Source organism: Clostridium sp. (assembly GCF_051654825.1).
Lineage (GTDB): Bacteria > Bacillota > Clostridia > Clostridiales > Clostridiaceae > Clostridium.
The window spans coordinates 1-12,681 of sequence record NZ_JBOFYU010000065.1; the positions used below are offsets into that span (position 1 = coordinate 1).

The 12,681-nt window shown below is 28.8% G+C and carries 8 protein-coding genes; 4 read left to right on the forward strand and 4 right to left on the reverse strand.

The annotated features are described in order from the left end of the window. The 3 genes from ACRDBA_RS04055 to ACRDBA_RS04065 all read left to right on the forward strand — a co-directional run. On the forward strand, positions 1-1,121 hold a 1,121-nt coding region (locus tag ACRDBA_RS04055; RefSeq protein WP_438571641.1), incomplete at its 5' end, for an alkaline phosphatase. Positions 1,122-1,219: 98 nt separating this feature from the next. Next, on the forward strand, positions 1,220-2,398 hold the full coding sequence (locus tag ACRDBA_RS04060) for a YibE/F family protein (protein ID WP_438571642.1): 1,179 nt from the start codon (positions 1,220-1,222) through the stop codon (positions 2,396-2,398). A gap of 24 nt (positions 2,399-2,422) precedes the next feature. Further along, the gene (locus ACRDBA_RS04065; protein WP_438571643.1) at positions 2,423-2,770 is read left to right on the forward strand and encodes a hypothetical protein; all 348 of its coding nucleotides are present in this window, start codon (positions 2,423-2,425) and stop codon (positions 2,768-2,770) included. Between the two features lie 223 nt (positions 2,771-2,993). Here ACRDBA_RS04065 and ACRDBA_RS04070 read toward each other — a convergent pair whose 3' ends face one another. Further along, positions 2,994-3,248 carry a DUF4318 domain-containing protein gene (locus ACRDBA_RS04070; protein WP_438571644.1) on the reverse strand — a complete coding sequence of 85 codons (255 nt, stop codon included), beginning with the start codon at positions 3,246-3,248 and terminating at the stop codon, positions 2,994-2,996. A gap of 605 nt (positions 3,249-3,853) precedes the next feature. On the opposite strand from ACRDBA_RS04070, the gene ACRDBA_RS04075 reads away from it, so the two are divergent. Beyond that, entirely contained in the window at positions 3,854-4,021 is a 168-nt protein-coding gene (locus ACRDBA_RS04075) for a hypothetical protein (protein WP_438571648.1), read from the forward strand. Between the two features lie 289 nt (positions 4,022-4,310). Here ACRDBA_RS04075 and ACRDBA_RS04080 read toward each other — a convergent pair whose 3' ends face one another. The 3 genes from ACRDBA_RS04080 to ACRDBA_RS04090 form a co-directional block, all read right to left on the reverse strand. Then, a complete protein-coding gene (locus ACRDBA_RS04080) occupies positions 4,311-10,007 on the reverse strand; it encodes a beta-N-acetylglucosaminidase domain-containing protein (protein ID WP_438571645.1) in 5,697 nt (1,898 codons plus the stop codon). A 313-nt stretch (positions 10,008-10,320) separates the two neighbouring features. Next, complete coding sequence (locus ACRDBA_RS04085) at positions 10,321-11,196, reverse strand: PHP domain-containing protein (RefSeq protein ID WP_438571646.1); 876 nt, start codon at positions 11,194-11,196, stop codon at positions 10,321-10,323. Next, positions 11,193-12,389: an MFS transporter gene (locus tag ACRDBA_RS04090; protein ID WP_438571647.1), complete on the reverse strand. Its 1,197-nt coding sequence runs from the start codon at positions 12,387-12,389 to the stop codon at positions 11,193-11,195. The genes ACRDBA_RS04085 and ACRDBA_RS04090 overlap by 4 nt, the downstream gene beginning before the upstream one ends. Positions 12,390-12,681: the final 292 nt, after the last annotated feature.

The window sequence follows — 12,681 nt, forward strand, 5'->3', positions numbered from 1 at the left end:
AGTCAGATAAAACTACAAAAGTAACAACAATAGCAGAACAATTAAAAGAAAAAGGATATAAGGTTGGAGTTGTTTCAACAGTTACATTAAATCATGCTACTCCAGCAGCCTTTTATGCAAATGTTGAATCAAGAAATAATTATTATGATATAGCTGTTCAAATGGCAGATAGTAATTTTGATTATTTTGCAGGGGGAGAGTTAGGACAACCTACAGGAAAGAATAAAGATCAAAGAGATATATATGAAATTTTAAATGAAAAAGGATATAAGGTAACTAGAGATAAGGAAGAGATATTATCACTTAATGAAGAAAGCGGGAAAGTATATGCTATAAACCCTGAATTAGTTGATGGAGCGATGGAATATGATTTAGATACAGATGAAAGCTCATTAAAATTAAGAGATTTAGTTACTACAGGTATAAATGTTTTAAATAATGATGAAGGATTCTTTATGATGGTTGAATCAGGTAAGGTTGACTGGGCTGGACATGCAAATGATGCTATGAGTAATATCCAAGACGTAGTAGAATTTGACAATGCAATAGCAGAGGCAGTAAAGTTCTATAATGAGCATCCAGATGAAACATTAATTATAGTAACTGGTGACCATGAAACTGGAGGTATGACTTTAGGACAAGCAACAACAGGTTATGACACAGCATTTGATTTACTTTCTAATCAAAAAATGTCTTATGAATCCTTTGATAAGATTTTAAAAGAGTTTATAGAAGCAAATCCAGGAGCTACATTTGATGATGCCTTTTCATTAGTAACAGAAAACTTTGGATTACTAAAGGAAGGCGCTGAAGATAATCAATTAGTATTAAATGATTATGAGCTAAATAAGCTGAAAAAGGCTTATGATGAATCATTAAAAGCAACTGATGATAGAGACACAAGTATTGAAGCTCAAATATTATATGGGGAATATGAACCACTTACAGTAACATTAACTCATATTTTAAATAATAAGGCAGGTATTGGTTGGACATCATATTCACATACAGGATTACCTGTTCCAGTTTATGCTATAGGAGCAGGAGCAGAAGAATTCTATGGGTCATATGACAATACAGATATCTATTTAAAAACTGCTAAACTTACAGGACTTAAATAATTAAATTACACAATAAATATGTCATACCCCAGGAGAATAAATGCTTAAGGGGTATGATTATTTTGTAGAAAAATAAATAAACTATCGAGGTAAAAAAATTGGCTAATAAAATAAGGAAATTTTGTAAAAGTAAATTAAAAGATAAGAATATTATATTTTCATTAATTTGTTTAGTAGCAATTATAGTGTTGTTGATTATTCCAACTGGATTTCAAAAAGCTATATATACAAATGCTGAAGGGGTAAAAGTTAAAATATTAGAAATAAACAATGATACTATAGTAAACTCAGGGCTTATAAGAACTGGTGAGCAAGTTGCAACTATTAAGGTTTTAAGTGGAACATTTAAGGGAGAAACTCATGAAGGAGTTAACCTTTTAAGCGGATCTTTAGAAACAGATAAGATTTTTAATATTGGAGATACAGCATTTGCATTAATAGAAAAAAATAATAGCAATGAATTTATTTATGCTAACTTAGTAGATCATTATAGATTAAACTTAGAAATTTTATTAATAGGCTGTTTTATAGTATTACTTATATTATTTTCAGGTAGCACAGGAGTTAGAACTATAATTTCATTTGCATTTACATTAGTATGTATATTAAAAGTATTTATACCATTACTACTTAAGGGATATCACCCTATATACGTAGCATTAATAATTGGAATTGTTATAGCAATAGCAACACTTATATTAGTTGGAGGATTTACAAAAAAAGCATATAGCGCTATTTTAGGAACAATTGCAGCATCATTAATAACTTGTATATTAGCTATTATATTTGGTAATTTATTTAAGATTCATGGATCAATATTACAGTGGTCAGAATCTCTTATTTATTCAGGATATCAAAATTTAAATTTAACATTAATATATCAAGCAGGGATATATTTATCATGCTCTGGAGCTATTTTAGATTTAGCAATTGATATTTCAGCAGCTATAGAAGAAGTAGTAGATAAGAAGCCAAATATATCTAGAAAGGAAATATTAAAATCAGGAATGAATATTGGGCGCTCAGTTGTTGGTTCACAAACAACCACTTTACTTTTAGCTTATATGGGAAGCTTTATAGGAGTGATGATGGTATATATGGCTCAAGGAACTCCTTTAATGAGCATATTAAACACAAAATTTATTTCGTCAGAAATAGTTCAAACCTTTGTAGGTTGTATAGGACTTGTAATAGTTTCTCCTTTAACATCAGTTATATGTAGCTTTGTTTATACAAATAATTTAGAAAGATTAAATATTAATTCTGTTATTGATTAAACTAATAACAAAAGGAGTGGTAAGATGAAGAAGTTTGTTTTAGGCTTAGTATTATTAGTTATTTTTAGTTTACCATTTAAAGTTAATGCAATAACTTTAGCCACTAGTGATGCAATTCCACATGCAAGAACTTATAAAGAAGGAATATATAAATTTAATAGGGAGCTTGGGTCAATAGTTCAAGTTGATGTAGTTAATCCTAAAAAGCCTGTAAATATAGTTGTTGTAGAAGATTCAACTAGAGAGTTAAAATACTATTTGAAGCTAGATAATAATGTATGGTCTGCAAGTTTTAAATTATATGATACTACTGTAGATTATACTGTAGTAGTTTTAGGTGATGGGGAAGTAGCTATTAGGTTTTCTAACTAAAAGTAAATTTAAAAAAGCTCTCAGAGATTTTGAAATAAGAGTTTTAGAGAAGAGAAAAATAAACAGCAATTATTTTTTATGCCTATGATTTAAATCAATATTGATATTATAATGTTTGATAAATATTACGAGTAAACAAGTGTTGCTAAAATTAATAATATTAATTTTAGCAACACTTGTTTTAAATAAAGGATAAAAATATAATAAGTAATTTAAATGCAGATTAAATACGTTTACAGTGAATAGCATATCCACCTCTACCTGCAAAGAAACGCAATACCTCATAATCTACTTCGTTAATTTTAACTAGTAAGTTATCATCTTGACTCTTACCAAGAAATTCATAATAAAAACTTTCTTTAGCACAATATCTCGCTATTGCCTCCTTGGTAATACTTGTTTTTGGATAAACAAGGCTATTTTCATAAGGTATTATTATGGTCTTTTTAATTAAGCTATCAATAAATTTTCCCATCATAATAATCAACTCCTATCTTAAAAGTAAACATAGTTATATAATTATTATACAAAATTTGTAAACGTAATGCAAAGATAAGAGTAGGTCACAAATATTAGATATTTATATAGAGTAGTCATAAATTCAATAATTAAAAGTAGTATCTAAAGTGTTGTTAAGCAAATTTAGCGTGATTAAATATGTAATAAGATTCTTTAAAGTATTTTAATTATTTTAGTAAGCAATTTTTTTAATTACATAAAATAATTTATAAAGTAAAAAGTTAACTTTATCAGTAATTACTTATGAGTTAGCTTTTTTATTAGTTATTTTATAGAGAAGATTAACTGTTACATCATTTAATTGTTTAGTTACACTACCATCTAATGCAATTACTTCTTTTCTATCACTACCAAATATTTCAACTGTATAGCTTTCAATACGAGGTAATAATAGTTTTTTTGTAATAATAGAGTGAGATTTAAAAATAGTTTTTGATGACTAAGTATGATATAATATTTATGTTAGATTAAGGAAAATCCGTAGAAGGATGGCTGCGGAGGTTTTGAATATTTTATCCTCCTTTTTAGTTATTGGTGAGAATTCATTATAACAAGGAGGTGGTATTGGAAATGTTTGATACTTTTATAAAGTGTGTTGTAATTGTATATATAATACAGTTAATTTTAAAACATAATCTTTTTATATGTCATTTAAAAATCAAGGTTAAATTGCTTGGTTTAGATATTGAAGTTAAGAGCAAAGAAAAAAGTGCCCCATCCTCGCAAGATTAGCACTTTTTCTTAATTAATTTTGCAATTAAATTAATCCAATAGCCCTAAAATAAATAAATATTCTAAGACTAGGCTTAGTGTTACCAGCACTAAGCTTTTCTTAAACCATATTATAAATTTAAATCTAGAATATGGCTTTAAAAAGAGAAATAATATATTTCTTACTTATATTATATCAAATATTTTTGATAAATAAACCTAATAAATTTATTTTACATTAATATTTTCAAAATAGTGTAGGGTTTAAACAAAAAAGGACTGTATCAGATTTTGATACAGTCCTTAATTATTATCTAGTAGCTTTTTTTCTTGTGTAAATAAAGATTACACCTAATGCTAGGAATATAGCTCCAACAAGTATTACATTGTTAGAATCGACTCCACCTGTTTGTGGAAGTTTATTTCCGTTATTTCCATTACTATTACCATTATTGTTGTTGTTATTGCCATTATTATTATTATTATTATTATTATTATTATTTCCGTTATTTCCATTATTGTTACCATTGTTACCGTTATTGCCACCGTTACCGTTATTTCCGCCGTTTCCATTTCCTCCATTACCATCGCCTGGAGTTTCTGGTTCTTCTTTTAACTCTAATTCAGCCTTAGCCGTTTCAAAGTTATTTTTAGCAGTTATAAATTCAGTAGCAGAAGTATCTTCAGCATTATCAAGAATAGCTTTTAATGCATTTAATGCTTCTGTATATTTAGCAGCAGTTTCTTCAGTGTATTTTGATAAGTCTAATTCTTCTATACTATTAATATAGTTAGTAACGTCATCTTTATTTACTCTTGCTACAAGTCCTTTAATAGCTTTATCTATAGAAGTAATTAAAGCTTGGATACTTTCTTCAGTACCACTTACAAGCTCCTCATTAGCTTTATCAACTAATTCAACTAATGTACTGTAGCTACTTGTAGTATATAGATTTGAATCAAAGCCTTTAGCTATATCTACTTGAGCATTTAATGCAGTTACATCTACTAAAGCATTTTTTAAGCTTAAAATTTCAGTTTCTAAAGCTTTTAATTCTTCTTCTGACATTCTATCTAAGTTTAAAGATTCAATTTCTGTAACTCTAGCTATTAATGCAGCATGTGAGTTAACAGTGTAGTTTTTGCTATCTAAAGCTTTTAATTCAGAAATTAATCCTTTTAAGCTATCACTTGAACCTACAAGCTCTAAGTTGTTTTTAGCTTCAGCAATTAAAGTTTTAGCAGCAAGAATAGTTTCTTCTGTACCATTTACTAATAATTCTCTTGAAGCATTTACTGCATTTTCATAAGCTTCAAATGATGCTTCTGTGTAAATAGATGAATTAGTGATTCCTTCAAATTCTTCAATCATTGAAACTAATGAAGTAATGTTAACTAAAGCATTTTTAGCTTCTAACATATTGTTTTTAGCAGTTTCAAATAATGATGAATCTTGAGGTTCTGTTTTATTTAATTCAATTAAGTTTTCTAATTCTGTTTTTGAATTTAATAATGCATTCCAAGAATTTATGGTATAAGTTTTTTCTACATTTTCAATGTTATTTATAAATACTAAAGTATCTTCTAATATAATTTCAGCTTCTTCTCTATTAGCTGGATTAAATACTAAAGCAGATTTTGCTGTGTTTATATCATTTACTAATGTTATTACATCAGCTTCAGATATATTTTCAACATCTTCCATAGCTTTTTTAGCTGAATTTAAGGCTTTTTGATAATTAGCCCAAGTTTTAGCTGTATATTTTGAAGAATCTGTAAGAGCTGAATCTATTAATTCTTGAACTAATGAAGAATCACCTTTTAGCTCTTTATTTTCCTTAGCTTTTTCTATTTCTTTTATTGCACTATCAACAGTTGCTTGAGCTGCATAAGTATTTGATGCTATTTCTTTAGCTACATTTATAGCAGCTTCATAAGAATTTTTACTATTAGCAGTCCAAAGGCTTGTATCTATGCTTTCGTTTATTAATTCTTGTAATTTATCTTTGTTTACAGTTACATTTGAAACAGAGTCAAATGATAATTCTACTAAGTTTGGAGTAGTTCCATTCCATTCAAATTTAAGGTCTAAGATAACAGTTCCAGCAGGTAAAACAAATTCATTTGTTCCCTTATTTAAAGTCCCTAGTTCTATCCATTCAGCTGATCTAGTTCCTCCAAGAACTCTTGCCATAACCTTAGCATTTGAAATAGCCTTAGCATTTTGCATTACTTTAACGTAGTTTACTTCGTTGTTATCAGATAATGAATAAGTTAAGTATCCATTATTTGAATTTGGAACATACATTGTAGTAATATCTCCATCAGTTAAGTATTCATATAATCCATTTTGAGTATCTAATGTATTAGATTCAAATGTTGGATTGTTTACTGAAGGTACATAAGCTCCACCATTTACTTCAACTTCATTTATTTTTGTCCATCTATGTGAGTAAGGTTGAGTTATTTCAATTTTAATGTAACGGGCTCTCTTATTTATTTCTGAAGCTTTAGCTACATTATATGAAATTTCATGGTCTGGGAAGCTTTCGTTAATAGTTGAATCATCAGAAGTAGTATTAGCTACTTGATCACCTATAGTGATTATTGCTTCTCCCCATTGAGTTTTATCAGTTGAAACATAAACTAAACCATCACGGATATAGTCTTTATCTGAGTCATGAGTTACTATTTTTAATTCATCTAAGTCAATTTCTTGTCCTAAATCAAGAATCATGTAATCTCCAACTCTTTGAGTTCTTTGATATTTAAGTCCTGTTGAACGATCTTTATCAAATAAGTTTTCTATTTTACCTTCAGCAATAGTTCCCATATTAGTTTCTATTAAAGAAGCTTTTTCAAATTCTCTTGAGAATACTTTAAATTCATTTACATCAAAAGTAACAGCTGTATCTGTTAAGTTTATTAAACGAATATATCTTGCATTAACAGTGTTTTCTAAAGTTCCTGCTTCTATAGTTTCCCATTCGTAAGCATTTTTTGAAACTTGAAGTGTAATGTTTTCTAATGATGTTCCATTTAAAATTGACTCAGTTAATTCGTGAATACGCTTTAATTTTAATCCTATATATTGACCATTTTCTAATGTAATATTGTCAAGGGCAACCATAGCTGCATTATCATTGAAGTAATTTGCAGGATGTTCTTTATAACTTTCAACATTAGTATAAACTTTACCATTGTTATAAACTTTAGCATTTACTTCAAATTCTCTAAATCCAATCCAAGTTCCTTGGTTTACATTATTTCTTAAACGTAAATATTGAGCTTCAATATTTTGATCAGATAAATCTAATATAATATCTTTTTCATTTACACATTGTTTAATTTCTGTATAAGTAACACCATCTAAAGAGTATTCTAAAGTAGCATTTTTAAAGTAATCTCCTGATCCTGCATTTGGACCTTGAAGAATTTTTATTTTTCCAAGTACGATTGGTTGACTTAATTTTACTCCAACATAGTCTCCAGCAATAGTTGAATCAGCAGGTGTACCACCTTGTCTTACTCTAAAGTGAACTCCTGTGTTAGCATCTCCATCTAACATATTAGCTTCTGATCCTGAGTATACACCCCAACCATCAGTAGTACGTATTACTTGAGAAGTAAATGTAGGTACATCTGTTACTTCTGGAGAAGTTAATATTTTAAGTTCTCTCATAGCAGGCCATTTACGACCACTTCCTGCTTCTGTACAAATATATCTTACTGCAACAACATTTTTAATTTCTACACCAGTTACTTTTACTGTTGTAGCATATGGACCATATGTTTTGTTTGTAACATCATTCCAAGTAGTTCCATCAGTTGTGTATTGTACCTTTGCAGTACCAAAAGTATCTTCTGGTTTATTGTTTGTACCATTTAAAATATCTACACCATAAATTGTAGTTGGTTTACTTAAGTTAACTTGATAATATTGACCTGATTCTTCGTATTGACCATTCCAGATGTAAGTATTATCTTTACCATCTATTATATTTTCAATTTTACCTTCATAAACATTGCTTATATTAGTAGATGCTGTTAAAACTAATTGTTCTCCACCATTAACTAGTGAATTTATTTCATCAGAAAGAGCATCTCTAAGAGCTTCTACAAATGGAACTAAGCGTTTTGAACCAGGTTGAGCTTTATTAGTTCCACTAATAGTTGGTCTATCATGTGTTTTGCTGTTTTCATATAAAGTTGTACCTTCAGCAAAGTTTTGGATAGCTGAATCATTATCAGTTCTTTCTAAATCCATTGCTGTTTGAGTGTAGCTTTTAATAGCTGAAGTTAAGTCTTTTAAAGAAGCTGCAAATGGTGCAATTTGTTCAACCATTCTTTCATTAGTGCTAGATTTAACAAACTCATTACAAGCTTCAATTATTATATCCATTTCATTTACTAATGAAGTTCCAACTTCAAGAATTGAATCTCCACTATTTAATTTGTTACTAAATTCATCTAATAAAGGTTTTATTTCTTCTGATTCACCTAAAACTAATCCATGTCCATTTGGTGATGGATCAGATGTATGTTTAGCTATTGTATGCATAGCTTCTGAAGCATTAGAGTCTATATATTTAAATGAATCTTCCCAACTTTTATCATCATTAAAGTCTTTTACATTCCAAGCATAATCAGCTATAGCAAAAAGACTTACCTTTGAAGGTTCAGCATCTTGCATTGGGTTTGTAACAACACCAGCTAAATCTTCAACATTTATATCAGTATGAAGTAAACTTCCTTTACCCATCATTAATCTTTTCATATTAATGTCATTAACTGGCCAGTTTAACCAGAATAATGGACTTCTTCTAGTTACACCTTCTGGTGCTCTATGAGTTCTAAAGTTAGTTAAAGTATCTTGGCTAACTGGAGCACAAACTGAGTTACCAGTCCAGAATATTTGAACGTTTTCTGGGAATAATTCATCATAAACATTTAATTCTGAGTAATCACCTTGCCATGATGCATTATAACCTGCAGGACAGAATACCCAATCATAAACATCGCCCTTAGCCTTACCCCATTCTGATAATTCATTCATCATGTAAGTAATTATTTCTTTATCAAGATTACCAACATCATCACCAAGAACACCAAATTGACGAACACCAATTGAATATAATTGTTCAAACTTAGCGATTAATTTTACTACTTCATTTTTATAATCACCAGCATTAAATCCACCCATGAAAGGATGCGCAGTCCAAACAAATTTTGTTTTAGTATCTATACCAACTTGTACCATTTCAGCAATTTTAGCTAGTTCTTCTTCAGGATATAATTCTCTCCATTTGCTTGTATGGTAAACATCATCCTTTGGTGCAAAGATATAAGAAGTCATCTTAAATTCTCCACCAAATTCCATTAGAGACATACGATCTTCGTTAGTCCATGGAATACCATAATATCCTTCAATAAATCCACGAATAGGAGTATCAGCATAATCATTCATTTCAAAATTTTCTATAGTAGAACCATCTACTTGATTAAATATATGCTTTAAAGAAGTGATTCCATAAAATGCAGCATCAGTATTTTTACCTAAGATAGCTATTTCTCCATCTTTTGCTGTCATAAAGTATGAATCATTTTTTTCAAATAAACCTCCATCAACAGAATATTTATCTTGTATGTATGAATCTACATATTCTCCTGAGGAATAAGTTCCAACTAAGATATTAGTTTTTCCACTAATTACTTCATTTGAAACTGTTATTTTCTTGTCTTTAGAATTTAAAACTTCTGTCATACGTTTTTTAGTTGCTTCATCAATAGTGCTATCATAGATAACATTTACATCCTTACGTATAACGAATTCATCACCTAAATAATTCATTTGATGAGGTGTAGGATAAATTTCATATCCTGAAGTTTTTTCAGTCTCTTCTAGCTTTGTATTAGGAGCTGCAATAACATTAGATGGTTGAACCATACCAAAGGTAACTGCAACGGCTAAAACAGAGCTAAGTAGCTTTTTGACTTTAATTTTCATTTTGCTTCCCCCTTATAGTTAATAAAAGATAAATTAAGATATATACATTCCATTTATTGATTTTAGTGTTATTCAACTTGGTGGTAAAAATTTACATAACGCAAAAAAAGCCTTCTCACTTTAATAAAGCAAGAAAGCTAATGCCCAATAGGTAACACGCTTAACAAATGATGTATAAAATCGAAATTTGTCTTTTTACATATTATAAACTATTTGTTTATATATGTAAATATATCATATTTGGTTTTATAAAAAAAATTTTCGAAACGTAATAGAAAAATTAGAACCTATGACATAGAAATAAAGAGCAAAGTTATTTATTAAATTCATAGATTAAAGATTTTAATGAATCATCAAAATGAACTCCACCAATGTTTATGTTCGGTTTTGTTTTACCATGAAAATCACTACCACAAGTTATTAATAGGTTATTACTTAGTGCATATTCTTTATAAAACTGAGTTTTATCTTTATTATGATAAGTAGTATATACCTCTATTCCTTTAACACCACAAGAAATTATTTTATCTAATAGCTCTTTATTCTCTTTAATATTATTTCCAGGATGGGCTAATATTGGAGTACCACCATTATCTAAAATAACTCTAATGGCTTCCTCTAAAGATATATATTTAACTTCTACATAAGCTGGATTTCCTTGTGAACAGAAATCCCAATAAAAATTAACATATGGATTATCACTTCTAAGTCCTCCTTTGTAATAAGGCTTTAGTAATGGATTTTCACATTTTGAATCAAATATAATTGCGGCTTCTGCAATCATTTCACCATTAACAACTCCATTTTTTGATAGAGAATTTATTACTTCATCATCAAAGTTTATTCCTAATTCTCTAATTAATTTAATACGTTTCTTTGATGCAATTTGTTCTTGAGATATTATATCATCTTCAATTTTTTTGAAGATATTATTTTTATAATTGATATCATAACCTAAAAGATGTAGGTTAACATTATCAATAGTACAGTCTAATTCAATGGCAGGAATTATTTTAATATCTTTACCATTACTGTATTCCAGAGCTTCATTTATTCCATCTACAGAATTATGATCTGCTATGGAGAGATACTTGATACCATTTTCTAAAGCTAAATCTATTAAATCTTTTGGTGAAAATTCTCCATCATCACTATAATGTGAATGAACATGTAAATCTATATAACTCATATTTTTTCTCCTAACAATTCTTTTTCTTTATTAGTATTTTTACAAACCTTATTAACTCTTTCTGTAAGCACAAGCATTAATATCATTAATACTAATAAAAAGTATGGTAAAATTTTAAAGCCTATAATTTCTGATAAAAGTCCAAATAAAGGTGGTACAAAGGTACTTCCTACATATGCTGTAGCCATTTGCATTCCCATTATCGCTTGAGATAGCTCTTTTCCAAATCTATTTGGAGTTTCATGAAGCATAGCTGGATAAATAGGTGCACAACCAAGTCCTATACATATTAAACCTATTAATTGAATATTGCTTGAATAAGTTATGGATAATAAGGCTCCACCAATAATACAAATAACTTGTCCGATTCTTATCATTTGCTTATTATTTAATTTAATGGAAACAAAACCAGCTATAAATCTGCCAACAGTTATACCTAAGTAATATAAGGATACCCATTTAGCAGCTACTTGTATAGGTAAATCATTACTTAGAACTAAATATGAGCTAACCCATAAGCCAGTAGTTAATTCTATTGCACAATAACATAAAAAGGATACAAGGGCAGGTTTTGCTCCCGCTAGTTTAAGCAAAGCTGACATCTTTAGGCTTTCAGTATTTTCAAGGTTCTCATTAGAATTTAGATCAACATTTTTCCATAAGGGTAATGATATAAATAAACATAAGACTAAGACAGCTTGAATAATACCTATTGTGGTGTAGCCCATTCGCCATCCATTTTCTCTTAATAAAAATAAAGACATAAGTAATGGCCCTGATGTTGCCCCTATTCCCCAAAAACAATGAAGCCAATTCATATGCTTAGCTTCATAATGTAAAGATACAAAATTATTTAAAGCAGAATCAACAGCTCCAGCTCCTAGACCTAATGGTATTCCAAGTAAGCAAATCCAGATAAAGCTAGGTGCAAAGTAAACACCTAATAAACCAATAGATGTTAAAAACACACTAAAGGTTGTAATCTTACCAGTTCCAAAACGCCTTATAAATTTTTCGCTAAAAAAGCTTGAAATGATTGTTCCACCAGCAATAATCATTGTAACTATTCCAGCATAAGATATGGGAACATTTAAATCTTGGTGTAGCATTGGCCAAGCAGATCCTAATATTGCATCAGGTAAGCCTAAACTAATAAAGGCTATATAAATAATAACTAGCAATACTTTTAACATTATTTTATTCTCCTCCTTAACTAGAAATATAATGAAGAAACTTTTATTATATAGTTAGACTATTAAAAAAGTAGTATATACTATGATTATATTTTTTAAAAATGATATAAAATATAATAATTGGCTATTATTTTATAACAATCGTATATTTTAAAATAGACGACTGGTAATATGTCAAGATAAAAAATAAATAAAATTGGAAATTATCAAGTTTGTCTCATATAAAAAAGAGTAACATTAATAAACCTAACTATATTTCCAAAAAATTACTGGGAATATAGAGGTACTTGGA